Origin of the sequence: Cardiobacterium sp. Marseille-Q4385, assembly GCF_916618745.1 — a bacterium.
In the GTDB taxonomy this organism is placed as follows: domain Bacteria; phylum Pseudomonadota; class Gammaproteobacteria; order Cardiobacteriales; family Cardiobacteriaceae; genus Cardiobacterium.
On record NZ_OU745373.1, the window covers coordinates 1,207,310 to 1,231,746 of the forward strand.

The following is a 24,437-nucleotide window of genomic DNA, read 5'->3' on the forward strand; positions in this document are numbered from 1 at the left end:
AGTAATCCCGCGTTTTCACTCGCCACGCTTGGCGACGCACCAGCCGACACCGCGCACGTTTTTGATGCTGTCCGAGCCGAGTTTTTTACGCAGGCTGTGGATGAGGTAGTCGATGGCGTTGCTTTCCACTTCCTCGCCCCAGCCGTAGGTTTTGTCTTCGAGATCGCCGCGCGAGAGGATATGACCGGGGCGCTGCATCAGCGCATGCAGGATGGTGTATTCGCGTGCGGTGAGGATGGTGGCGGTGTCGCCATCCAGGCGGCGCACTTCGCGGGTGGCGGGGTTCAGGCTGAGGACGCCGTTATCCAGCAGGCTGTCAGCACTGCCGCTGCGGCGGCGCAGCACGGCGCGCATCCGCGCCAGCAGTTCCGCCATGTCGAAGGGTTTGATGAGGTAGTCATCCGCGCCGCCGTCGAGACCGCGCAGGCGGCTGTCGAGGTCATCGCGGGCGGTGAGGATGAGGATGGGCGCGGCGCTGTCGCGGCGGATGTCGGCAAGCACGTCCAACCCGTCTTTCTTCGGCAAACCGAGGTCAAGCAGGATGCAGTCGTAAGTCTCGCTGGCGGCGGCGCGGGTCGCCATCGCACCATCCCTGACCCAGTCCACGGCATAGGCGGCGTCTTTGAGGCCGGCGACGACGGCTTCGCCAATCATGCGGTCGTCTTCGGCAAGCAGGATGCGCATCGCGGCCTCAGTGGCTGCCGGTATGGCCAAAGCCGCCGGTGCCGCGCGCGCTGGCGGCAAAGTCGCTGACGGGGTTGAGCGCCGGGCGGACGACCGGCTGGATGAGCATTTGCGCGATGCGCTCGCCGAGGGTGATGGTGTAGGCACTGCGGCTGCGGTTCCAGAGCGGGATTTTCAGCTCGCCCTGATAGTCGCTGTCGATGAGGCCGACGAGGTTGCCAAGGACGATGCCGTGTTTGTGCCCCAATCCTGAGCGCGGCAGGATGAGGGCGCAGTAGCCGGGGTCGGCGATGTGGATGGCAAGTCCTGTGCCGATAAGCGCGCCTGCGCCTGCGTCCAGGGTGTAAGTGTCGGTGTCAAAAACGGCGCGCAGGTCCATCGCCGCGCTGCCGGCGGTGGCGTAGGCGGGCAGCGGGATGGTATCGCCGAGGCGGGGGTCGAGGATTTTCAGGTCGAGGCTGTGCATGAGGGTTCCTTGTTCTGTAGGGGAGGGCGGCTATCTTAGCGGTTCGCAGCTTGTTTTTGCGTGCGCGAATCCGTAATCTGCGGCGCGGCGGTTCTGCCGCTGTAATCCATTTTTTTAAGGAATTCATGATGAAACGTACTTTATGCACCACCCTATTTTTGGCCGCCGCGCTATCCGCTTGCGACAGTAAAAGTGATGATGGCAAGGCACAAGCGGAAAACGCTGCTGCCTCCTCTGTCGCTTCCACGCAAGAGAGTACGCCAGCAGCCAGCAGTCAGAAGATTGTGGATGTGTATCAACTGGATATTGCCGGTGTCCGCCTGGGCATGAGCTGGGATGAAGCCACAGCAGCGGTGAAGGAAAAAATGCAGTTGACGGATAAGGACATCGAGCCCGAACCATACCCGGATAAAGATGAAAAAACGGGCGAAAAAATTCCTGCGTATTTCAGTGTCAAGCATGGTCACGGTGCAGGAAACAAAATGACAGTGCGTTTCCGGCCGGATTATCTGCATGGGCAGCCGGAAAAGCGGGTGGTCTCGTCAGTTGATTATCAAAAGGAAAGAGGTGCCAAAGAAGATGGCTCCGAGATGTTCAAAGCTGCCGAGGAGAAATATGGGGAACCGGTGAGAATGACCGGGAATGAAGGCAGCGGGACGGTTTTCTATATCTGGTGTGGCGATGATTGCGGTATTGACAGCGACCCGAAGCTGTCACTCGTCAAATCAACGTTTTTTATCAATTTGCGCCTGGATGATCCGCGCTATGAAAACGCCATCAAGGAGCAGGAACGCAAGGACAACCCGCCGAAGTTTTGAGGGTTAGCGGCGAAACGGGGCGCTGCGGCGTCCCGTTTTTTTGTGCGCGAGGGCAAGGTGTTGCCGCTCAAGCGGGATAAAACCTGGGCTTGCCGCTACTTACGCGGGCGCGCGAAGTGGATGGCGGCAAGGGTAGCCGGGGCATGGCGGCATGAAACCCGCCGCAGCGGGTTTTTATGACCGAAAAAGCTTAATACACGCTGCCGAAAAGGTCGTGGTCGTCGCTGTCGTCAATGTTCACATGGACGATGTCGCCCGCTTTTATGCCGCTGACGCCGCTGATGTGTACCACGCCGTCGATTTCCGGCGCATCGTAGGGCGTGCGGCCAATGGCGCTGTCGCTGCCCGCATCCACGCTGTCGATGATGACCGGCAGCACGTCGCCGACTTTTTCCGCGAGCAAACGCGCGCTGATTTCCGCCTGTTTTTCCATGAAGCGCTGCCGGCGTTCTTGTTTGACGGCTTCCGGCACCGCGCCGGGCAGGGCGTTCGCCGCCGCACCGTCCACCGGTGAGTAGGCGAAGCAGCCGGCGCGGTTGATGTCGGCAGCTTCAATGAAATCAAGCAATTCTTCGAAATCCGCTTCGCTCTCGCCGGGGAAGCCGACGATGAAGGTGCTGCGGATGGCGAGATCGGGGCAAATCTCGCGCCAGCGGCGGATGCGTTCGAGGACGCGTTCGCTGTTGCCGGGGCGGCGCATCGCTTTGAGGATGGCGGGGCTGGCATGCTGGAAGGGGATGTCGAGGTAGGGCAGGATGCGGCCATCGGCCATGAGCGGGATGAGCGCGTCCACGTCCGGATAGGGATAGACGTAGTGCAGGCGCACCCAGGCATCGAGCTGGCCCAGTTCCTGCGCCAGTTCGTAGAGGCGGGTCGGCAGCATCGCGCCATTCCAGTTGTCCATTTGGTGCCGGCTGTCTGCGCCGTAGGCGGCGGTGTCCTGGGCGACGATGAGCAGTTCTTTCACGCCGTTTTTCACGAGGTTCGCCGCTTCGCGCATGACTTGCCCGATGGGGCGGCTTTGCAGGCGGCCGCGCAGGTCGGGGATGATGCAGAAGGTGCATTTGTGGTCGCAGCCTTCGGCGATTTTCAGGTAGGCATAGTGGCGCGGGGTGAGTTTGAGGCCGGAGGAGGGAATGAGGTCGAGGTGCGGGTTGTAGGGCGGCTTGGGCAGGTGTTCGTGCACCGCGCTCATCACCGATTCGTAGGCCTGCGGCCCGGTGATGGCGAGCACGGAGGGATGCACGGCGCGGATTTTTTCCGGCTGCACGCCGAGGCAGCCGGTGACGATCACTTTGCCGTTTTCGCGGATAGCCTCACCGATGGTCGCGAGCGATTCGGCCACGGCTTCGTTGATGAAGCCGCAGGTGTTGACGATGACGAGGTCGGCGTCGTCGTAGTTTTTGGTAATGGCGTAGCCATCGGCGCTGATTTGCGTGAGGATGCGTTCGGAATCGACCAGCGCTTTCGGGCAGCCGAGGCTGACGAAGCCGATGGTGGGTTGGTGTGGGGCCTGGTTCATGATGATGGTGTCGTTGTAAAAAAGGGCGGCGATTGTAGCGGTTTCGCCGCGAATCCCCTACAAAAGGAAAGCGCTCCCGGTAGCAAGGGGCTTGGCGACACGAATGTTTGCCCTGGCCATCCGCTAGGCGGGATAAAATCCGGCCTCACCACCGCCCAATCACGCAAGTAATCCGATTATGCCCCGCGCCCTTTTCCCCCTCATCCTCAGCCTTCTCGCCGCGCTGTTCCTCTTGATGCGCGCGCCTTTCGCCGCCAGCGACATGGACGCGCTGTTGCCGCCTGATGCCGCCCTGCCCGCGCGGGAGCAGGCTTTGTTGCAGGCGGCAGAGATGGCGCAGGGGCGGCAGTTGCTGCTGCTCGTCGGTGCCGACGTACCGCTGCCCGCCGCGCAGGCCGTCGTCCGCGACTGGCAGGCCAGCGGTCTCGTTGCTGATATCGCCATTGCGCGCACGCCGCCACTGGACGAACTGCGCGCGGCTTTTTTCCAGCGCGGCTTCCTCGCCCTGCCGCCCGCCGCGCGGCAACAGTTGCACAACGACCCTGCCGCGTATTTCGCCGCCCGCGCCGCCGATCTGGCCAACCCGTTCGCCGTCGCCATGCTGCCGCCGCAGGAGGACTGGCTAGGTTTCAGCCGCTTCCTGCCCGCACCGCTCGCCGCGCACTGGCAGGCCGATGGCGCGGGCTATCTCGTGCGCGAGGCAGACGGCAGACGCTGGTTGCTCATCCGCGCCACCCTCGCTGACGCACCAAATATTCTCGGCGAGGCGCGCCTCATCCCGCTGATTGAGCACAGCGCGGCACAAGCCGCCGCGCAGGGTGCCATCCTGCATGTAGCCGGCACGGCGGTGTTTGCCGCCAGCAGCCGGCAGGCGGGCGAAGCGGAAGGGCGCTGGATGTCCGCCCTCGGCGCGACGCTGACCCTGCTCCTCGCCGGCGTCGTCTTCCGCCGCGCGCGCGTGCTGCTCATCGCCCTGCCGCTCGCCTGCGGCCTTGTCTGCGGCCTCGCTGCCGTGGTCGCGCTATGCGGCAGCGTGCATCTGCTGACGCTGGTTATCGGCAGCAGCCTCATCGGCCTTCTCCTTGATTTCCCACTGCACTGGCTCGGCAAAAGTACCGCGCCGGACTGGCAGGCGGAGGGCGCCCTTGCCGCGCTGCGCCGTCCGTTCCTGATCAGCCTGCTGATAACGCTGGCCGGTTACGCCTTTTTGCTGGCAACGCCCTTGCCCATCCTGCGGCAAAGCGCGGTGTTCGCCCTCGCCGCCCTGCCGATCGCCTGGCTGACGACGCTGTGGACGCTGCCGCCGCTTTTCCGCCGCTTCCGCCCGCGCGCGAACCCCGCCTTTGGCCGCCTCGCCGGCATCTTGCTGCGCGGCAGCCGCGCCCTGCGCCGCCGGGTGCTGCTTATCCCTGCCATCGCCTTGCTGGCCGTTGGCCTGTGGCACAGCGACTGGCAGGACGATATCCGCCAGTGGGTCGCCCTGCCGCCGCAATGGTTGCAACAGGCGGCGGAGGTGGCGCGTATCAGCGGGGTCGAACCTGCCGCGCAGCAATACCTGCTGTACGCGACGGACGAAGACGCGCTACTGCGTCTTGATGCGGCGCTGGCGGCGCGGCTTGATGCCGCCAAAGCGGCAGGTGCAGTGCAGGATTACAGCGCCATCAGCCAGTGGGTGTGGACGAAGGACGTACAGGCGGCGACCCTTGACGATTTGTACGACCTCGCCGCCAAACCGGCGGCGTGGCAGGCGCTGACCGACCTCGGCATCCCCGCCGACAATATCCGCGACGCGCTGCAACGCGCCCGCCCCTCCGCCCCGCAAGGCATCGCCGCACAGCTCGACAACCCGATCGCCGCACGCTGGCAGGGGCATTACCTGGGGCGGCCCTGTGCACCGCCCGCGCCAAGCGATGCAGGCCCAAGCGACGTAGGGTGGGCCTTGGCCCACCGTTCACCCGATGACGACGGCGTACAACGACAACCGATGACGACCGACGACTGCCCCGTTTATACCCGCATCACCCTCTACGGCGTGCGCGACAGCGCCGCCCTCGCCACCCTGGCCGACGGCGACGCCATCCGCTACCACGACCGCCGCGCCCGCCTGAATACCCTGTTCGGCGCGACGCGCAGCGAGGCGCTATGGCTGAAACTCGCCTCCTACCTTGTCGCCTGGGGCATTTTGCGCGCAGCCGGCTTTAACCGCCGCGACAGCCTGAGCATCCTCGCCGTGCCGCTTGCCGCTGCCATCGCCACCGTCGCCCTGTTGCGCGCGCTTGCCATCCCCATCAGCCTTTTCGCCGCCTTCGGCCTGCTGCTCATCAGCGCCATCGGCGTGGACTACGCCGTGTACGCCAAAAGCGGCGGCGCGCCTGCCGCCATACGCTATCGCGGCATGCTGCTCGCCGCTTTGACCACTATAACCAGCTTCGGTATTCTTGCCCTGTCCGCAACCCCGGCGGTTGCCGCCTTCGGCGCCACGGTCGCCATCGGCATCGCCCTCTCGCTGACCTTCGCCACCTGGCTCTTCCCACCCACCACCAAGGAACCCCATGGAAACCCGTGACATCCTCATCATCGGCGGCGGCCCCTCCGGCGCCGTCGCTGCCGCCCTGCTGCGCCAGCAAAACTTCAACGTCCTCATCCTCGAAAAAAGCCACTTCCCGCGCTTCGTCATCGGCGAAAGCCTGCTGCCCGCCTGCATGGAAGTGCTGAGTGAGGCAAAGATGACCGCCGCCGTACAGCGCGCCGCTGCCAACCGCGCCTTCCAGATGAAAAACGGCGCCGCCTTCACCTGGGGCGAGCGCTACACCGCCTTCGACTTCACCCAGAAATACACCGCCGGCCCCGGCGTCACCTACCAGGTCAAACGCGCCGATTTCGACCAGGTGCTGCTTGAAGAAGCCGGCAAACAGGGCGCAGAAATCCGCTTCGGCCACGAAGTCACCGCCTACCACGACACCGGCGACGGCGCGGAAGTTACCGTGCAGGCAGAAGACGGCAACCGCTACACCGTGCACGCCCACTTCGTGCTCGATGCCAGCGGTTATGGCCGCGTCCTGCCGCGCCTCCTTGACCTCGAACGCCCGTCCGTGCTGCCGGAACGTATGGCCGTCTTTACCCACATCAAAGACCACATCACAGACCCCGCCTACGACCGCAACAAAATCCTCATTTCCACCCCGACCCAACTGCGGGACGTGTGGCTGTGGCTCATCCCCTTCGCCGACGGCACCGCCTCCATCGGCGTGGTCGGCGAACCGGCGCGTCTTGCCGCGCTTGGCGCTGATAATGAAAGCATCCTCAAAACGGCCGCTGCCGATGTACCGTTGCTCACCCGCTTCCTGAAAGACGCCAACTGGGATAACGGCATGCCGATACGCAGCATTCGCGGCTATTCGGCCAACGTCAGCACCCTCTACGGCGACCACTACGCCCTGCTGGGGAACGCCAGCGAATTTCTGGATCCCGTCTTTTCCTCCGGCGTCACCGTGGCGCTCGTGTCGGCGCAACTCGCCGCCCAGGCCGTTACCCGCACCTTGCGCAATGAGGCGGTGGACTGGGCCCAGGATTACGCCGCCAAACTCACCATCGGCGTGGAAGCGTTCAAAACCTACGTCCTCGGCTGGTACGACGGCAGCTTCCAGGATGTCATCTACGCCAGCGACGATAACCCTGACATCCGCGCCATGATCTGCGCCATCCTCGCCGGCTATGCCTGGGATACGACCAACCCCTACGTCGCAAAACCCGCGCGCCGCCTCGCCGCCCTGGCTGAAACCGTGCGTGGACGGGTATGACCCCCGACCCCTGCCCGCTCATCCGCCGTCTCTACGCCCTGGATGACGGCGACTACGGCTACAGCACCGCCGAACTCGCGCCGCTGCACGCGCTCTACGGTGCCCTGCCTGCCGTCCTCGCCCACTACTACCGCACGCTGGGCAAGCACCGCGAACTGAACCACACCCAGGACGACCTGCTCACCCCGGACAATGCCGCCCGGCAGCAGGCCCCCGGCCATCTCGTGTTCTATAACGAGAACCAAGGCTGCTGCGTGTGGGGCATCCGCCATGCCGACCTGCACCTCCCCGATCCGCCGGTGTGGGTCAGCGAAGACCGCCAGCACTGGCAGCAGGAAAGCGCAACAACCAGCGCCTTCCTGCTGGCGATGGCGCACCTGCAAGCGATGTTCGCCCTGCCTTACGGCGGCGATGACGGCTTCTACCAGCTGGATGGCACCGCCCGGGCGACACTGGAACGACATTTCCGCCGCAAACCCTTTGGCTTCGCCCATTGGCTGTGCGGCATCGCCATCTACGGCAACCACGACAGCGACAGCATCGTCCTGCTCAATGCCAACGAAGCCGACACCCAGCTCAAATACGCTTCTTCGGACGCGGCGCATTTCGCCGCGATGGATGCCGTTCTGGGCCAATTGGGTGAACCCTTATAGCTCGCCGAGCGGTGGGCCAAGGCCCACCCTACGCGCGATACGGCATCCCACCAAAAAACACCCCGCTTGAGCGGGGTGTTTTCGTGTGCGGCAGAGAAATGGCATTCAGCGCAGCGTGACCAGTTCTTCGCTGCTGGTCGGATGGATGGCGACGGTATTATCGAGGTCGCGTTTGCGCGCGCCCATGTTCACCGCCACCGCGAAGCCTTGCAGCATTTCATCGACGCCGTCGCCGATCATCTGGATGCCGACGACGCGTTCATCTTCGCCCACGCAGACCAGTTTCATCAGCGTTTTCGCCGCATGGGCGGCAAAGGCGCGCGCCATCGGGTTGTAGGCGGCGCGGTAGGTTTTGACGTTATCCGCGCCATATTCCGCGCGTGCCGCCGCTTCATCCTGGCCGACGACGCCGATAGGCGGGTGGGTAAACATCACGGTCGGGATGTTTTCGTAATCCAGACGGGCATCCGCGTCGCCTTTGAAGAGGCGGGCAGCGAGGCGGCGGCCGGCGGCGATGGCGACCGGGGTCAGCTCGGCGGCACCGGTGATGTCGCCGATGGCATAGATACCGGGCACGTTGGTGTTCTGGAAGGCATCGACCGGGATTTGCCCGTTGTCGCGCGTGGTAACGCCGGCAGCGGCAAGGTTGAGCGCAGCGGTGTTGGCGCGCCGCCCCATCGCCCAGAGGAGGAAGTCGGCGGTGAGGGTGCTGCCGTCATCGAGGGTGATGCTGTAATCGGCGCCGCTTTTTTCCACCTGCCGCACCTGCGTGCCCCGGTGGATGGTGATGCCTTGCGTGCGCATGGCATCCGCCAGTGTCTCGGCGATGTCGGCATCGTGGGCGCGCAACAGGCGTTCGCCACGGATGACGATATGGCATTGCGTACCCAGCGCCTGCAAGACGCCCGCAATTTCGCAGGCGATGTAACCGCCGCCGACGATGACGGCACGCTTGGGCTGGCGTTCCAAGGCGAAGAAGTCGTCCGAAGTGCTGCCGAGTGCGGCCCCTGCGATGTGCGTGGGGATTTCCGGATAGCCGCCGGTCGCGATAACGATGTGCTTGCCACGATAGGTATCGTCGCCGACGCACACGGTATCGGCGGACACAAAGCGCGCCGCGCCATGGATAAGGGTGACGCCGCTTTTGTCGAGGTTAGTGGCATAGATGTCGTTCAGGCGGGCGATGTAGGCGTCGCGGGCTTCTTTGAAGGCATCCCAGCGGAAAGCGGGCTGCGCCGGGATGCCGTCGAAGAAGCGCGGTGCGTTAGCGAGCGCCTCGGCGGTGTTCGCGGCGTACCAGAAGAGTTTTTTCGGCACGCAGCCGACGTTGACGCAGGTACCGCCGAGGCGGGCGCTTTCGATAACGGCGACTTTCGCGCCGTATTCGGCGGCGCGGCGGGCGGTCGCGATGCCGCCGGAACCGCCGCCAATGCAGATGAGGTCGAAGGTTTGCATGGAATCTCCGTGTGCTTGACTGAAAGAGGGGCATTATAAAAAGTCAGCCGCCCGGCGGATATGCGCGCGTTTCGTCAGGGGCGGCGGGCGAAAAGCCGCTCACCGTAGAAGTTGAGCAGGATGAGCAGGAAGAAAAGGATTTGTGCCGGGATGGTCGTTCTGCCCGGCATCAGCGCGGGCGTGATGGCGATGAGCGGTAGCAGCAGGAAGTTGAGCCAGAACAGGATGCGGCCACTGCGGCTGGGCGCGGGGGTGAGGCCGCTAGTCTGCGGCGGCGGGGTTTGGCGGTGGAGGATGGCATCGGCGCAGGTGGCGATTTCCTGCACGATGTCATCGTTTGCGAGGTAGCCCGCCCAAAAGCGGTGGCTGTCACCGTAACGGTCGCTGAGGCGGAAATGGGTAAGCGGGTCGTGTTTTGTCCGCCGCAGCACGGCGCGGATGCTGCGCATGTCCTGCCAGGCCATGCTGTCGCAGCGGCCATTGGGGCGGCAGAGGTGCAGGCCGTGGGCGTCGAGACGCGCCATAACGCGCGGCGCGGGGTCGTAGTAGTAGCGGTAGTGGTGATAGAGGCGGCGCAGCAGGTAGGCGAGGAGGGCGAGGCCGGCGAGGTTGGAGACGATGAGCAGGGGCAGCGGCAGTTGGGCGTCAAGCGAGTACCAGCCGTCGTAAAAAAGCCAGAGAATGAAGGCGATGGCGGTCTGCAAGAGCAGGAGGGTAATGTTGGCGAAGTTCACGGTGCTGCAATCTTTGTACCAGTTACGCTGGCCGCTAATGCTGACAGGCGGCGTGGTGCGCTGGTGCAGGTAGTCCTGCGCGACGCGGGCGATGTCGGCGTAATCGTCGGCACTGAGGCGCGGATGGCGGTAGAGCTGTTTTGCACCACTGCGCGGGCAGATGACGAGTTGCTCGCCGCTCGTGAGGGTAAAGACATCGGCCAGTGCCTGCCAGCGCCATTGCGCGCGGATGCGGTTGCCGTGATAGAGGGTCAGCCCCTGGGGGTCGCAGACGACGAGCGGCGGACGCTGGCGGCAGCTGAAGTAAAGCCAGAGGGCGCTGCCCAGCGCCCACAACGGCGTCCAGATGGCCCAGACGCGCAGGCTGTATTGCCCGCTGATCATCAGGTACAGCGGCCAGAGGAGCAGGCAGATGATGACGCGCTCGCCGGGGCGGCGGCGCAACTGCCCGCCCCAGCCGTAGCCGCCCGGGGCGTGCAGGGTGGGAGTGAAAGGGGTGGTGGGCATGGGTATTGATCCGGGTGGAGAAGGTTTTGCAGCATCCTACGCGACGCGTTGGGCAGCCGCCAGGCGGGGTAAATGTTGATGCTGCCAAGCGGCGTAAACACTGGCCCCGCCAAGCGGGGCACTGCGGGCTTGGTGTATCTTATGCGCTTCTTTTGATTTTGAAGGGAGTGCACGATGCGGTGGTTGGTGTTGGTTTTGAGCTTGCTGATGGCGCCGCTTTGGGCGGCAGATGACGGCAAGGCAGGCGGCAAAACGGATGAGGCCACCGCTTGGGCGGCGCTCGCCGATGTGCTGGAGAATCCGACGCAGCGCAAGGCGCTGGTGGCGGAGTTGCGGCGGCTGGAAGCTGCCGGGAAGACGACGGGCAAGGCGCAGGCAGCCACGACGGAGACGCAGACTAGTGATGCGGCAGCATCTGCGGATACGGCGGCATCTGGCGAGACAACGGAAGGACAGGAAGCGGCTGCGACGGAGGCACCCGCCGGGGAGAAGAAGGACGAGGTGCAGGCGGAGGCGGTGGCGTTGCAGTCGGTCGCCGAGAATGCACGCGCGGCGGTGGTGTCTGCTGCTGCCTGGCCGAAGAAGGTAGCGGAAGCCGGGGTGCAGGTACTGCGCGAGGTGGGCTCTCGTTTTACCGAGAGTTGGAATGCGCTGGTCGGCGCGTTCAGCGGTCGCGATTTGATGTTGCAGGCAGTGAATTGGGAGGTGCTGCAGCAAATGGCGCTGAATCTGGCACTGCTGGTGGCAGCGACGTTGTCGTTCTTGTGGGGCTTGCACCGCGCCACGCGCGGGGTGAAGGCGCGGTTGCAGGGCTGGGTGTTGCAGGGCGCGCAGTTGTCGCCGCTGTCGCGCCGTCTGTTGGGCGTCGGCATGGCTGCGCTCTTCGATGCCCTCTTGCTGCTCTTTGCTTATGTGTTTGCCAATGTGCTGGCGGTGTTTGTGGTCGGCGAGACGGGGGCGCTCTCAACGCAGGCGGCATTTTTTATGCGCGCATTTGTGGCGGTGGAGGCGCTGCGCATCGGGGTTCGCCTGGTGTTTTATCCGCGTTTTCCCGGCCTGCGCCTGCTGTCCTGCACGGATAAGGCGGCAGCATACTGGAACCGCTGGTTTGTGACGCTGTTGCAGTTGCTCGGTTATGGCTATTTGGTGGTGTTCCCGCTGATCCGGATTTTTTTGTCGCCGTCGCTGGGGCTGGTGTTTTCGGCGCTGCTCGCGTTGAGCGCTTTTGTTTATGGCATGGTGGTGGTCATCCGCCGACGCACGGCGGTGCGCCATGCCCTGCGGCAGGCAGCGGATGCCTCCGGTAGCGCGATTTTTTCCGGAACGCTGCGGGTATTCGCCCCGCTATGGCATTGGTTGGCGATTGCTTATTTTTCGATGCTGCTGGTGTTGACGCTGCTGAGCGGCGAGAAGTCGCTGCCGTTTGTACTGCGCGGTACGCTGTATTCGCTGGCGCTGGTCGTCGGGGCGCTGCTCGCGTCAATGCTGCTGTCGCAACGGATCCGCCGCCCCATCCGTTTTTCGTCCGATACGGCACGGCGTCTGCCCGGTCTGGAAAAACGGCTGAATTTTTATGTGCCGCTGGGGTTGCGTCTGGTGCGGATAGCAATGCTATGGCTGGTGTTTTTTGAACTGCTGGCGACGTGGCATGTGGTGGATGTCAGTGCCTGGGAACATTCAGCGCTCGGTCATGCCCTGCTCGCCCGCTTCTGGAATGTTTGCCTGATCCTGGCGGTGGCGCTCGCGGTGTGGCTGGTGTCGCTGGTACTGATCGAGCGGCATTTGAGCCCGGAAGTGGGTGGTGGCGCGCCGGGGGTGCGCACGCAGACGCTGCTGTCGCTCTTCCGCAGCGGCTGGGCAGTGGTGATTTTTGCCAGCGCGGCGCTGATGGTGCTGACGGAGATTGGCATCAATATCGGCCCGCTGATTGCCGGTGCCGGGGTGTTCGGTCTTGCGGTCGGTTTCGGCGCGCAAACGCTGGTGAAAGACGTGATTACCGGGATTTTTTTCCAGATCGAAAATGCCATCAACACCGGCGATATTGTCACCGTGGACGGCATCACCGGTCGTGCCGAACAGGTCGGGATCCGTTCAGTCGGCATCCGCGACAGTTCAGGGACGTATCACCTGATTCCGTTTTCCAATGTCACGCGGGTATCGAACTATATGCGCGGCCACGCCAACCATATCGCCGAATACGGCGTCGCCTACCGCGAGAATGTGGACGAGGCGATGGAGCAACTGCGTGCGGCGTTCAATGAATTGGTCAAGGGCGAGATGAAACGCTACATCCTGGAACCGATTAATATTCAAGGGGTTTCCCAGCTCGCCGACAGCGCGGTGATGCTGCGCGTGTCGATCAAAACGACGCCGGGCGATCAGTGGACGGTCGGTCGCGCCTATAACCGTCTGGTGAAAATGTATTTCGACGCGGCAGGAATCGAGATGCCCTATCCGCATATGGAAATTTATTTTGGGCAGGACAAGGACGGCAGCGCACCGCCGCTACACGTCCGCTATCGTGCCGAAGAGAAGGCTGCACCTGCCGTGCCGGTTATGGAAAAAGCCGCCGCCCCGTCGCCCGTCAGCAAGCCGGATGACCTCAGCAACCTGCCTGACAGCGGTGCTGGCGATGCGCCCACTTCACCATAGCAGAGAAAGCGCTTGACGATGCGCAGGGCGCTCACTAGAATGCGCGCCTCATCCCGCGTCGGAGTATAGCGCAGTCTGGTAGCGCATCTGGTTTGGGACCAGGGGGTCGGGGGTTCGAATCCCTCTACTCCGACCAGTTAAGGTTAAGTGCCCGTAGCTCAACCGGATAGAGCAACGGCCTTCTAAGCCGTAGGTTACAGGTTCGAGTCCTGTCGGGTGCGCCATAAGAATGGTGGGTGTAGCTCAGATGGTTAGAGCGCCGGATTGTGATTCCGGAGGTCGTGGGTTCGATTCCCATCATCCACCCCATTAAATCAAGAGAAGTGCCGCAAGGCGCTTTTTTTATGCCTGCCAAACAGCCTTGACAGGAATCATTCCTATTCGCCATCTCCATTCCTATAATGCCCGGACTATTCATCACCGGAGCATGACATGTTGAAACGTCGTCAATTCATCGGCGCGACCGCCGCCGCCTTTGCCGCTACCGCCCTGCCGTTGCGTGCTGCCGACAGCGCCTTTACCTTGTGGGGACCGCCGGTCACACCGACCGTACTACTCGCCGTCGCGGCACAAATGGGCGAAGCGCGCAAAATCCGTCCCTTCACCGTAAAAAGCTGGACCAGCCCCGACCAACTGCGCGCGGGACTTTTGAATAAAAGCATCGAAATCAGCATTGTGCCCAGCTACGTCGCCGCTAACCTGCGCGCACAAGGCCAGCCCGTCATCTTGCACAACATCATGACGCGCGGCCTACTCGCCGTGATGAGCAAAAACAAACCCATCACCGGCCTCAAAGATCTCGCCGAGCAAAAATTGGTCATGCCGTTCAAGGGCGATATGCCCGACCTCGTCCTGCAAATCCTCGCCAAGCGGGCGGGCATCGACCTCACCAATCTTGTCACCTACACCGCCACCCCGCCGGAAGCCGTCACCCTCTTTCTGCAAAAAGACTTCCCGTACGCCCTGCTGCCCGAACCGCTCGCCAGCGCCTCCATCCTCAAAGGCAAACAGGAAGGCGTGAACGTGGTGCGCAGCTTCCCCATCGATAAAATCTGGAATGAATCCTTCGGCACGCAGAACGGCATCGCCCAAGCGGGACTGATGGTGTCGGAGACGGTCGCCAAAGAGCAGGCCGATTTCCTCGCCGCCCTGGATAAAGACCTGCTCGCTGCACTGGACTGGGTCGCTGCCAACAACAAAAGCGCAGCGGAAATCGCCGCTAACTACATGCCCGCCCCTGTGCCCGCACTGGAACGCGCCTTTGAACATTCCGCGCTGACCGCCCTGCGCACCAAAGATATCAGCACAGAAATCCTGCAATTCCTGGGCGAAATGTACCAACTCAATCCGAAAATCGTCGGCGGCAAAGCGCCGGACGCCAGCCTTTTCGGCTAGTTCTGCTCGGCAAAAGCCCCGCCCAGCGGGGCTTTTTTATTGCCATCGCGCTGCCTACGGCAGTTTCACCCGCACGACGCGCTGATCCAGCTTGCTGCCCGCGCCGAGGGCGTAAAGCAGGCGCAGGAAAAGCGGATAGCGTTTGCCGCAGGTCTTGCTCAACGGCAGCTCTTCTTCCAGCGTCAATCCGGACAGCCAGGTTTCCAGTTCGCGGCTGTCCTTGACTGACCACTTCATCTCCGGCGGGGCTTTTTTCATGCTGCCGAGGGCATCATGCCGCTTGGCGCGGCCGACCAGGATGGTCGGGATGATGTCGAATACCAGCGTCGCTTGCGGCAGGTGTTGCGCGAGAGTCGCCAGCCAGGCGCGCACGTCGCTGGCAGCGAAGTACATCAGCACCCCTTCGCAGAGCAGCAAGACCGGTTTGCCGTGGGCAGCGGCGCGATCCATCCAGTCGGAAGCAAAGAGCGATTCACTCAGGTAGATATTGCCGGATTCCGGCAGCAGCTCGCGGCGCAAAGCGATGACTTCGGGCAGGTCAAGGTCGTACCAAGCGGTGACGGCCGGACGACCGAGGCGCTCATAACGCGCATCCAGTCCCGCACCAATCTGCACCACCACGGCATCAGGATGGGCGGCGATAAAGCGGCGTGCCTGCTCGTCAAACAGCCAGGCCCGCCCGCAACAGCCCGCCTGCGAAGCGGTGGCTTTGGCGTATTGACTGAAATCGTAGTCAAGTCGCGCCAGCATTTGCGGCGCAACGGGATCCACGAGCAGCGGCACGGACTGCTGTTGCTCAACGGCCTTCGCCCACAACGGGATGAGCAGGGTTTCGGAGAGAGCGGTGAGGTCAAGGGGAATTTTGCCGGACATGGGGACTTCCTTCTTAATGAGAGAGATTCGCGATTGTACGCCGCCTGAATACACCTTGTCGTTGTGTAAAAAGATGGTAACATCTCCCCGTGTTTCCACCTCTTTGCACGGATTTCCCCATATCGGCACGATGTCGAGCCTGTGCAGGCCGCCTATTGGCAGCAGCGTAACATCCTGCGTCAACCAACTGTTTTTACAGAAAATAATTTTCTAATAGTACTAGACTTTCCTATTTTTACCCTCAATAATGCGCAATAGCGATAATTTTTCGCCAATAGTCCACAGCTTTTGCACGCTGTTTGTTGTTTATTCATCATCGAGGTGTTTATGCAGGAAAATCTCTCTCCCGCCGCTCCGCCTAAAGCGGGCGTTGGCGCTTATATCGCGTTGTTGTTCGCGGTAATTTTCTTCTCCGGCATCAGCGTCAGCGAGCCGGTCAAAAATTTCGGTACTACCCTTGCGCGGCAGCTGAATGTCGAGCCAAAGAAAGTGCACGATATTTTCAGTGTCTTTGACTTCAATACCCTGAACGGCAAGTTCGGCAAAGTTATTATCCCTGACGCCAAAGCGAAAGATACCAAGGCAAAAGACGCTGCTGCGAAAGACGCTGCTGCGAAAGACGCTGCTGCGAAAGACGCTGCTGCGAAAGACAGCGGTGCGAAAGACGCCAAAGCGAAAGAAGCAGCCTATACCACCGGCAATTTCAGCGGTGAAGGCGGCGTGGGTGCGCGGCAGGGCTTCATGTTCGCCCTGACCCTGGCACCAACGACGCTTTTTGCGATGGGCATCATCGCCGTGCTCGAACACTACGGCGCACTAGAAGCAATGCGCCGCCTGCTGCAACGAACCCTCAAATGGCTGATGGGCATCCCCGGCGATACCGGTCTCGCCATGATTGCCAGCTTCCAGTCCACCGATGCTGGTGCAGCGTTGACCCGCTCGCTTTATGACCAGGGGCAACTCAGCACGCGCGAGCGGGACATTTTTACCATGTTCCAGTTCAGCGCAGGCGCGACCATCACCAACTTCCTCGGCTCCGGCGCAGCCCTTCTGGCGCTGACCTCGGTCGCCGCTGACGGCACCACGCAAGGCGTACCGACCACCATCGGTATCTGCTTCGCCGTCCTCTTCTTCTTCAAATTCTTCGGCGCAAACCTGATGCGGCTGTATCTCAACTTCGCCGACCGTAAACCACAGACACCAGCGGAGAACCAGCCATGAGCGAGCAAAACGAAAAAGTGATGATCACCGACGTCTTCGTCAGCGGGGTCAAACGTGGCTGGAATATCGCTATCGGTAGCATGCTGCCGAACGTGTTGATGGCCTTCGTCCTCATCTACTTCCTCAAGCTAACCGGCATTCTTGATCTGCTTGGTAGTGTCTGCGCACCGATGATGCGTCTCTTTGGCCTGCCCGGCGAAGCCCTGATGGTACTGCTCGCTTCCTGGCTGTCGATGGGCGGCGGCGTTGGCGTCGCCTCCAGCCTGTTCGCCGTCGGCACCCTCAGCCTGCATGACGTTGCCGTCCTGGCCCCGGCCATGTACCTGATGGGCTCGCAGGTGCAATACATCGGGCGTCTGCTTGGCGTGGTCGGCGTGCCCGGCAAATACATCCCGGTGATGGTGCTCATCTCCGTCATCAACGCCCTACTTTCCCTTGTCGTCATGCAAATCCTCGTATAGGAGAAGATCATGAAAAAAGAAACCTTCCTGGAACACCTGAAACCCCTCATCAACACCGACTGCGGCAGCTATCAGCCGGAAGGCGTCGGCAAAATCGCCGATATGCTCACTGATAAATACACCGCGCTTGGCTGGCATGTGACGCGCAAACATCTGCATGACGAAGTTGGCCCGGGCCTGCTCATCACCAACCGCGAGAATCCCGACCATTACGACGTGATGCTCATCGGCCATATCGATACCGTCTTCCCCGCCGGTACCGCCGCCGCCCGCCCCTTCAAAGTCGAAGGCAACCGTGCCTACGGCCCCGGCGTCGCCGACATGAAAAACGGCGTCGTTGCCATGTATGCCGCCCTTAGCGAACTTGAACCGGCGGTGCGCGACAAACTCTCCATCGCCGTGTTGCACAACCCGGATGAAGAAATCAGCTCCATCCACTCCGAACCGTGGATACTCGAAGAAGCGAAAAAAGCCGCTTACGTCCTCGTCTGCGAATCCGCGCGCGCTGACGGCTCGCTGGTCAACCGCAGAAAAGGCAGCGCCACCTTCGGTCTGCACTTCCACGGCATCGCCTCGCACGCCGGCAACGATCCGGAAAAAGGCCGCTCGGCAGTCGTCGAAATGGCGCACTGGATTCTCGAACTCGGTAAACACAACGACTACGCTAACGGTACCAGCCTGACCATCGGCCTGGTCAAAGGCGGCAGCGCCAGCAACGTCGTCCCCGAATACGCCGAAGCCACCCTGGACCTCCGCTTCTGGGACAACAACAAATTTGACGAAATCAAGGCACTGCTCAACAAACTCGCCGCCAAACCGTTTGTGGATGGCGTGAAAGTAGAAGTCCGCGTACAAGCGAAAAAACCGGCGATGGTCATGAACGCCGGCACGGAAAAACTGATGCACTTCGTCGAAGCGGCAGGCAAAAAAATCGGCCTGCCCATCACCTGGCAGGCGGTCGGCGGCGGCTCAGACGCTAACGTCACCTCAGCCCACGGTATCCCCTCGCTGGACGGCTTTGGCCCGATCGGCGCCTGCTTCCACAGCGACAAAGAATATTTGGAAATCGACAGCATCGAACAACGTGTCGCCCTGCTGAAAGCGACCATCGAAGAAATCGCCGCTGCCTGAGCGGATGATGACAACACCAAACGCCCCCGCTAGGGGGCGTTTCCTTTTGGCGCCTTGGCAAATACGCTGTCTGGCGGGCCCGGTAACTACGCCACTTGACGCCCCCGGCGAATACACCGCTTGGCGGGCGTAGGGCGGGCGTAGGGCGGGCTTCAGCCCGCCGAGCAGGCGCGGCCTGCTTTTGCGCTTCGGGTAAACATGACTGCCAAGCGGGGAAACAACGCGCTTTTGTTTTTGAGACGTTGCAGGCAACGTCTCTACAAAACCCGGTAACCACGCCGCTTGGCGCGTCCAAACGAGAGACCCCCCCGTGAAGAAGGTCGGGGGGGTGGTTTCAGCCCACCGGGCAGGCATAAGCCCGCTTGGAGCGATCTTTGCAGTAGCCTGGAAGCAGTGCCGCCAAGCGGCGTAAATGCCGGATCTACCAGACGACCATGGGGGCTTTTGTTGTACATGAAGGCTGCATATACAGGACCATTTACGAAAAGGGGATAAATCAGCGCCGTATAACGCTCTGGTAACGGCTATGCCTCAAAGCGGAGGCCATCGCCATCTATAACGACCGCCTGATGCTGCGGGGGCGGCGTGTCCGCGAAGGCAAGAATACAGTCGCCAAGACCGCTGCCGCTGATTTTCACCGCATGGGCATGCGGGCGCGCGGCGGCGAGATGCGCTGCCTGCACCGCATCGCAAACACCGAGCTCCTCCAGCAAATGCTGGTAGTCATTCAGCAGACGGTAACCCTCCGCCCAGTCGCCGCACGAGATAGCAGCAATCGTCGCCGCGCTGTTTTCGCCCATGCGCGCGTAAATATCCTGATAATGCAGCGGCTCGGCAGCAGCACGGGTAGCAATTTGCGCCAGCACCTCAGCTGTCGGCGTCTTATAACCCGCATAACGCAGACTGAGGCCGGTCGGCGGCAGGGGCAGTGCGCTAATGTGGGCTGGTGCAGCATCCGTGGCGGGTGTGTAGGCAACCATACCGCCTGCAAGCGAAGCGGCAAGATCCGCACCGCTGCCACGCTGCTGCACGGCAAGGATGGTACGGTGCGCCGCTTGGTGCAAGGCGAGGAGATCAAAAGCGTCACCGCGCAGGCGGGCAAGTAAGGCGGTGAGCGTGGCGGTAACGGCAGCAGAAGAGCCGAGGCCGAGGGTAGGGTCAATATCGCTCACAATATCGAGTTCCAGACCGCAGACAGGCGGCGCCTGACGCAGGGCGGCGAGGATAAAACGCAGCTTGGGATGATCGGCGAGGGTATCAAGATCGGTCGCGTGGTCGGCGAGGGCGCTGTGGATAAGAATGCGGCGGTCAGTGCGGGAACGCAGATGAATGCGGACGCGTGCAGCGACGGCACAGACAATAGCGGGCGCGCCATACACCACGGCGTGCTCACCGCTGACCATGAGGGAGCCGGGGGCAGAGGCAGTGAGCTGCATTTCAAACACCACCGTTTTTTTGTAAGACGGCGACTAGAGTGCGCAACGTCTCGATTTCACGCGCTTGCTGGGCGATAAGCGCATCCTTTTGCGCACCCAGAGCTTCCTGATGCCGCAATTGCTGTTGCAGACGGTTGATTTCGGCGGTGAGCGCTTGTTGCGAGGTGGCGTAATCATTCCTGCCATGCTGACTCTTTTCGCTAATCAGACAAATAATGCTGCGTTCATTTATAGCCATTAATTCCTTGAGGTCAACATTAAATACACTGGCTATCTGTTCTAATCTGGAAATGTTAAGACGGGTTTCGCCATATTCTAATTTGGCATAGCCATCAGTGGACATACTCAAACGGGTAACCATATCTTCTTGTGGCCGGCGCCACAATTCACGCTTAGTGTAAAGTTTATTGTATATCTTCATTAGAACCCTCTTTATTAGAGATAGTCACAAATAAAAATTGTAGCCAGCAGAGATTAGCAATTCTAGTGAAAATAATCAAACCGTTTTCATCCTATCGAGAATATATTGGGGAATAGTAGATATAATAGATCTATCCAAATATTGGATCTATACCATGAACATATCTATAAGTTGTAGTATTCTTTACCTTACACTTATTATGGCAAGGTTATTTTTGTATATCCCATGTGGGTATATCATTTTGCAATTATTTATAGAGATCATGCCTACTTAATATTCTCTTAGAGCAGTCTATAAAAGTACCGCTTGAATATGGTTTTTCAGACTCTTTGCCAAGATTGGTATAACATCTGCCGCACTGTGGAATTGACGCACCATATACCGGAGAGCTGCCGTGTCTGGAAAGCTGAACCACGCCCGCGCGGTCGCTCGCCGGTGCGTCCCTATCTGCGCTTATGCCAGGCACGCGCACCCTGAAAATCGTCCGCATCCTGGCGCGGTAAATGCTACCTGCCCAATGCCTACAGCCCCGCTGAGAGACGCCCCGCCGCGTCTCTTTTCATAGCACAACTGGAGCCCACCATGACCCGCAAAACCCTCCTCCTCCTCCTCGCTGCCCTGCCGCTTGCCGCCTCCGCTTTCGATGACAACGGCAGCTATTTTGAGCACAAAAACTGGGAAATTGCCTGCGATAACACCGGCACCTGCCGCGCAGCCGGCTACCAGGCTGGCGAGGAAGATCAGGCCATCTCCATCCTTCTCATGCGCGGCGCCGGGGCGGATGCCGCCATCACTGGCGAAATTACCGTCATCGACCCCAACGGGGACGACAAGAACCGGCAAGCACTCAGCGGCCACCTCTACCTTGATGACAAAAACCTCGGAAACGTCACCCTCAGCGACGATGAAGCCGGGCTAAAAGGACGCCTCAGCCCCGCCCAGAGCGAAGCCGTCAGCAAAGCCGTCGTCGGCAGCGGCAAAATCACCTTCCGCACGGACAAACTGACCTGGGCCCTCTCCAGCGAAGGTGCCAACGCCGTGCTGCTGAAAATGGATGAATATCAGGGTCGGGTCGGTACTCCAACTGCCCTCATCAAGCGCGGCAAGGACAAAAAAACCATCCCCGCTCCGGCTGCCAAACCCATCATCCATGCCGCTGCCGTGCCGGACACCCCGCCGCGCGTCCTGAAAGCAGGGGACACCGAATACAGCGCCCTGCGCCACCTGCTCGCCGAAAAGGCTGGGGACGAATGCATTGACATCAGCGAAAGCGAGAACAGCATCACCCTCTACCCACTCGACAGCAGCCACATCCTCACCGAAACCAGCTGCTGGGTCGCTGCCTACAATAGCGCCAACTACTACGCTATCCTCAGTGCTGACCTGAAAACCATCACCGCCAGCGTGGACGTCGAAGATGGCTACGATTACAGCGACGGTACCATCGAAGGTGGCGGACGCAAGCGCGGCCTTGGTGACTGCCTCTTTATCACCCGCCACACCTGGGACGGCAAGCGCTTCGTCCCCACCTATAAAGCAGGCAGTGGCCAATGCAAAGGCTTCCCCGGCGCCGCCTGGATGCTGCCGACCCGTGTCACCACCGTGCAAAAACCCTGACCCATAAAAGGACAACACCATGATCCGCAAACCCCTCACCCTCCTCGCGGCGCTGCCGCTTGCCGCCCTCGCTTTCGACGATAACGGCAGCTATTTCGAACACAAAGACTGGGAAATCGCCTGCGACAACACCGGCACCTGCCGTGCTGCCGGTTACCAGGCCGGCTACGAAGCGCAGGCTATCTCCCTCCTCCTCGTGCGCGACGCCGGCGCAGATGCTGCCGTGAGCGGCGAAATCGCCGTAACCGACCTCAACTGGGACGATAAAGCCCCGCAACCGCTCAAAGGCAGCCTCTACCTCAACGACAAAAACCTGGGCGAAATCACCCTCAGCGGCGATGACGTCGCACCGAAAGCCCGCCTCAGCCCCGCCCAGAGCGAAGCCGTCAGCAAAGCCGTCGTCGGTAGCGACAAAATCACCTTCCGCACAGACAAAACCACCTGGACCCTCTCCAACGAAGGTGCCAACGCCGTGCTGCTGAAAATGGACGACTATCAGGGCCGGGTCGGCACCCCGACTGCCCTCATCAAGCGCGGCAAGGATCAAAAAACCATCCCCGCCCCGGCTGCCAAACCTGTCATCCATGCCGCTACCTTGCCGGGCACCCCGCCACGCGTCCTGAAAGCAGGGGACGGCGAATATAGTGCCCTGCGCCGCCTGCTCGCGGAAAAAGCAGGCGATGACTGTGACCGCATGAGCGAAGGCGAGAACGAGATCACCCTCTACCCGCTAGACAGCAGCCACACCCTTGCCGAAACCGCCTGCTGGCTTGCCGCCTACAACAGCGCCAACTACTACGCTATCCTCAGCCCCGACCTGAAAACCATCGCCGCCACCGTGGACATCGAAGACGGTTACGATTACAGCGACGGCACTATCGAAAGCGGCGGACGTGGGCGTGGCCTCGGCGACTGCTTCTCGCTTACCCGCCACACCTGGGACGGCAAGCGCTTCGTTACCACTTACAGCGCCGGCAGCGGCCAATGCAAAGGCTTCCCCGGTGGCGCCTGGGAGCTGCCGACCCGCGTCACCACCGTGCAAAAACCCTAACCCATAAAAGGAAAACACCATGATCCGCAAACCCCTGACCCTTGCCCTCATCCTTGCCGCGACGACGGCCGCAGCAGCCCCCCTGCCGCTGGCTGACAACCTCCCCGCCGGAAAAGACGGCGCCCTGAGCTACATCGGCAAAGAAAGCAAAACCACCGCGCCGCTCGCCCTCACCCTCAAGCCTGAAGGTGGCGCGACCGTCGCCATCATCCCGCAGGGCGGCAAAGTCACCGCACTCATTAGCGACGGCAAAGGCCATACCCTCGTCGCCAACCACTTTGGCCTCACCGGCTGGGCGCAACCCGCCACCGCCGCAGACGACAACGACGACTTTCCCGCCCTGGAAAAAAGCGAACTGCGCGAGAAAGGCGGCGACCCGATTTTCAACCTGCGCTACCTGCCGACGCTTGGCAAGGCCACGCAGGAGACCTACTACCTGGATGACAACGGCAAACAGCACCAGGGCACCCCGCCTGAGGGCAAACCGGAAGAAGCCTCCCCATACTACGAAGTGTATGACCACCTGCTCGATACCGCCCTCAAAGCAGGCGGCGCCACCTACCGCATCGACTGCTCGACCGGCATGAGCGATGACTTCTATTGCCTCTTCCAGCCCGCCGGTGCTGCCCGCGATGACGCCGCCACCCTGAGCGGGCGGGATTACTACCTCCCCGGCAACGGCTATGTGTACACCGACTACGACGACAGCGGCAGCAGCTACTACCGCAAACGGCAAAAATGGGCGCTGGACGGCAAAACCTTCAAAGAAGTTGCCCAACCGTATTACTACCTCGGCCTCGACAGCACCTACCACGGCAACTACGAAAATAAAGATGCCCCCCTGACGCTGACCGACGACAGCGGCAAAAAAGTGGCGACCCTGAAAGCGGGCGACAAACTCACCCTGCTGCTGGCGGATGCCGGCTACGACTGCCCAGCCAACGCCCGTATCGGCAACGAAAACGACCCCATCTGCACCGAAGCCCGTCTGCTCATCAAAACGGCAGACGGCACCCTCGGCTGGCTGCTGCTTGATTACAGCAAAGAAGATGCCCCCAGTATTGACGGTCTGCACCCGCTGGCGGGCTGAGCGTTAAACGTCAATAAAAAGGGTGGACGATACTGTCCACCCTTTTTATTTGGGCAAGCCGCCTTTATCCGTCACTTGTCAGCCAGCGCGGGCGAGCGGCAAGAATCCGGGCATACACCGGACAATCGCGGCGGTGTGCGCCTTCGAGATAACCGCTGCTCATCAGAAATTCGCCGGTGATTTCAGGGCCGGTGAAGGCAAAGGTTTTCTTGAATAGCTTGACCCAGACGGCTTTGTCCGCGCCTGCCTGCGCGTCCAGCCAGGCACGGAAACCGCCGTGTGCCGCTTGCAGCTCGCGGATGACGCGGGCGTTGTGGATGGCGGCTGCTATTTTGCGGCGGTTACGGATGATGCCGGCGTCTGCGAGCAGGCGGGCGATGTCGGCCTCACCGTAGGCGGCGACGTGCTCAATAGCGAAATGGGGCGTATAGGACAAAAAAGGAGCCAAGA

Annotated in this window: 20 protein-coding genes, 3 tRNA genes and 1 pseudogene; 15 read left to right on the forward strand and 9 right to left on the reverse strand. The window is 61.4% G+C overall.

What is annotated here, in order from left to right:
- Positions 1-15: 15 nt before the first annotated feature.
- Positions 16-684 (reverse strand): response regulator transcription factor, encoded by a 669-nt coding sequence (locus LG374_RS05870; protein WP_225756816.1) that lies wholly within the window; start codon positions 682-684, stop codon positions 16-18.
- A gap of 7 nt (positions 685-691) precedes the next feature.
- Complete coding sequence (gene dut, locus LG374_RS05875) at positions 692-1,150, reverse strand: dUTP diphosphatase (RefSeq protein ID WP_225756817.1); 459 nt, start codon at positions 1,148-1,150, stop codon at positions 692-694.
- A 128-nt stretch (positions 1,151-1,278) separates the two neighbouring features.
- On the opposite strand from dut, the gene LG374_RS05880 reads away from it, so the two are divergent.
- Positions 1,279-1,968 carry a hypothetical protein gene (locus tag LG374_RS05880; RefSeq protein ID WP_225756818.1) on the forward strand — a complete coding sequence of 230 codons (690 nt, stop codon included), beginning with the start codon at positions 1,279-1,281 and terminating at the stop codon, positions 1,966-1,968.
- A 190-nt stretch (positions 1,969-2,158) separates the two neighbouring features.
- Here LG374_RS05880 and rimO read toward each other — a convergent pair whose 3' ends face one another.
- Positions 2,159-3,490: a 30S ribosomal protein S12 methylthiotransferase RimO gene (gene rimO, locus LG374_RS05885; RefSeq protein ID WP_225756819.1), complete on the reverse strand. Its 1,332-nt coding sequence runs from the start codon at positions 3,488-3,490 to the stop codon at positions 2,159-2,161.
- Positions 3,491-3,668: 178 nt separating this feature from the next.
- On the opposite strand from rimO, the gene LG374_RS05890 reads away from it, so the two are divergent.
- The 3 genes from LG374_RS05890 to LG374_RS05900 are packed head-to-tail and all read left to right on the forward strand — an operon-like array spanning position 3,669 to position 7,943.
- Positions 3,669-6,056 (forward strand): MMPL family transporter, encoded by a 2,388-nt coding sequence (locus LG374_RS05890; RefSeq protein WP_225756820.1) that lies wholly within the window; start codon positions 3,669-3,671, stop codon positions 6,054-6,056.
- On the forward strand, positions 6,043-7,290 hold the full coding sequence (locus LG374_RS05895; protein WP_225756821.1) for an NAD(P)/FAD-dependent oxidoreductase: 1,248 nt from the start codon (positions 6,043-6,045) through the stop codon (positions 7,288-7,290). Before LG374_RS05890 ends, LG374_RS05895 begins: the two co-directional genes overlap by 14 nt.
- Complete coding sequence (locus LG374_RS05900) at positions 7,287-7,943, forward strand: hypothetical protein (RefSeq protein WP_225756822.1); 657 nt, start codon at positions 7,287-7,289, stop codon at positions 7,941-7,943. The genes LG374_RS05895 and LG374_RS05900 overlap by 4 nt, the downstream gene beginning before the upstream one ends.
- 105 nt (positions 7,944-8,048) lie before the next feature.
- Here the strand turns inward: LG374_RS05900 and gorA are convergent, their stop codons facing one another.
- Together gorA and LG374_RS05910 are read right to left on the reverse strand one after the other, a co-directional pair.
- Positions 8,049-9,398, reverse strand: a complete 1,350-nt coding sequence (gene gorA / locus LG374_RS05905) for a glutathione-disulfide reductase (RefSeq protein WP_225756823.1) — start codon at positions 9,396-9,398, stop codon at positions 8,049-8,051.
- 74 nt (positions 9,399-9,472) lie between these two features.
- Positions 9,473-10,639, reverse strand: coding sequence for a hypothetical protein (locus LG374_RS05910; RefSeq protein WP_225756824.1), 1,167 nt, complete (start codon positions 10,637-10,639; stop codon positions 9,473-9,475).
- Positions 10,640-10,813: 174 nt separating this feature from the next.
- Between LG374_RS05910 and LG374_RS05915 the strand changes: the two genes are divergently transcribed.
- The 5 genes from LG374_RS05915 to LG374_RS05935 all read left to right on the forward strand — a co-directional run bounded on the left by LG374_RS05915 (position 10,814) and on the right by LG374_RS05935 (position 14,686).
- Positions 10,814-13,291, forward strand: a complete 2,478-nt coding sequence (locus tag LG374_RS05915; RefSeq protein ID WP_225756825.1) for a mechanosensitive ion channel domain-containing protein — start codon at positions 10,814-10,816, stop codon at positions 13,289-13,291.
- A 59-nt stretch (positions 13,292-13,350) separates the two neighbouring features.
- Positions 13,351-13,427 (forward strand) — tRNA-Pro (locus LG374_RS05920).
- Positions 13,428-13,438: 11 nt separating this feature from the next.
- A tRNA-Arg gene (locus LG374_RS05925) sits at positions 13,439-13,515 on the forward strand.
- Positions 13,516-13,523: 8 nt separating this feature from the next.
- Positions 13,524-13,600 (forward strand) — tRNA-His (locus LG374_RS05930).
- Between the two features lie 123 nt (positions 13,601-13,723).
- Positions 13,724-14,686: an ABC transporter substrate-binding protein gene (locus LG374_RS05935; protein ID WP_225756826.1), complete on the forward strand. Its 963-nt coding sequence runs from the start codon at positions 13,724-13,726 to the stop codon at positions 14,684-14,686.
- Between the two features lie 54 nt (positions 14,687-14,740).
- Here LG374_RS05935 and LG374_RS05940 read toward each other — a convergent pair whose 3' ends face one another.
- Complete coding sequence (locus tag LG374_RS05940; protein ID WP_225756827.1) at positions 14,741-15,559, reverse strand: class I SAM-dependent methyltransferase; 819 nt, start codon at positions 15,557-15,559, stop codon at positions 14,741-14,743.
- Between the two features lie 327 nt (positions 15,560-15,886).
- Between LG374_RS05940 and LG374_RS05945 the strand changes: the two genes are divergently transcribed.
- The 3 genes from LG374_RS05945 to LG374_RS05955 are packed head-to-tail and all read left to right on the forward strand — an operon-like array spanning position 15,887 to position 18,372.
- Positions 15,887-16,780: a nucleoside recognition domain-containing protein gene (locus LG374_RS05945; protein ID WP_225756828.1), complete on the forward strand. Its 894-nt coding sequence runs from the start codon at positions 15,887-15,889 to the stop codon at positions 16,778-16,780.
- Positions 16,777-17,241: a YjiG family protein gene (locus LG374_RS05950; protein WP_225756829.1), complete on the forward strand. Its 465-nt coding sequence runs from the start codon at positions 16,777-16,779 to the stop codon at positions 17,239-17,241. Before LG374_RS05945 ends, LG374_RS05950 begins: the two co-directional genes overlap by 4 nt.
- Before the next feature lie 9 nt (positions 17,242-17,250).
- Positions 17,251-18,372, forward strand: a complete 1,122-nt coding sequence (locus tag LG374_RS05955) for a M20 family metallopeptidase (RefSeq protein WP_225756830.1) — start codon at positions 17,251-17,253, stop codon at positions 18,370-18,372.
- Between the two features lie 524 nt (positions 18,373-18,896).
- Here LG374_RS05955 and LG374_RS05960 read toward each other — a convergent pair.
- The gene (locus LG374_RS05960; RefSeq protein WP_225756831.1) at positions 18,897-19,808 is read right to left on the reverse strand and encodes a mevalonate kinase; all 912 of its coding nucleotides are present in this window, start codon (positions 19,806-19,808) and stop codon (positions 18,897-18,899) included.
- 1 nt (position 19,809) lies between these two features.
- A complete protein-coding gene (locus LG374_RS05965; protein WP_225756832.1) occupies positions 19,810-20,229 on the reverse strand; it encodes a helix-turn-helix domain-containing protein in 420 nt (139 codons plus the stop codon).
- A 582-nt stretch (positions 20,230-20,811) separates the two neighbouring features.
- Here LG374_RS05965 and LG374_RS05970 point away from each other — a divergent pair.
- Genes LG374_RS05970 through LG374_RS05980 form a run of 3 tightly spaced genes read left to right on the forward strand, consistent with a single transcriptional unit; the run spans position 20,812 to position 23,987 of the window.
- On the forward strand, positions 20,812-21,846 hold the full coding sequence (locus LG374_RS05970; RefSeq protein WP_225756833.1) for a DUF1176 domain-containing protein: 1,035 nt from the start codon (positions 20,812-20,814) through the stop codon (positions 21,844-21,846).
- Between the two features lie 19 nt (positions 21,847-21,865).
- A complete protein-coding gene (locus LG374_RS05975) occupies positions 21,866-22,897 on the forward strand; it encodes a DUF1176 domain-containing protein (RefSeq protein WP_225756834.1) in 1,032 nt (343 codons plus the stop codon).
- 19 nt (positions 22,898-22,916) lie between these two features.
- Positions 22,917-23,987: a hypothetical protein gene (locus tag LG374_RS05980; protein WP_225756835.1), complete on the forward strand. Its 1,071-nt coding sequence runs from the start codon at positions 22,917-22,919 to the stop codon at positions 23,985-23,987.
- A gap of 64 nt (positions 23,988-24,051) precedes the next feature.
- Here the strand turns inward: LG374_RS05980 and LG374_RS05985 are convergent.
- Positions 24,052-24,405, reverse strand: a pseudogene (locus LG374_RS05985) (DNA-3-methyladenine glycosylase I); the annotation flags it as partial.
- Positions 24,406-24,437 lie beyond the last annotated feature (32 nt).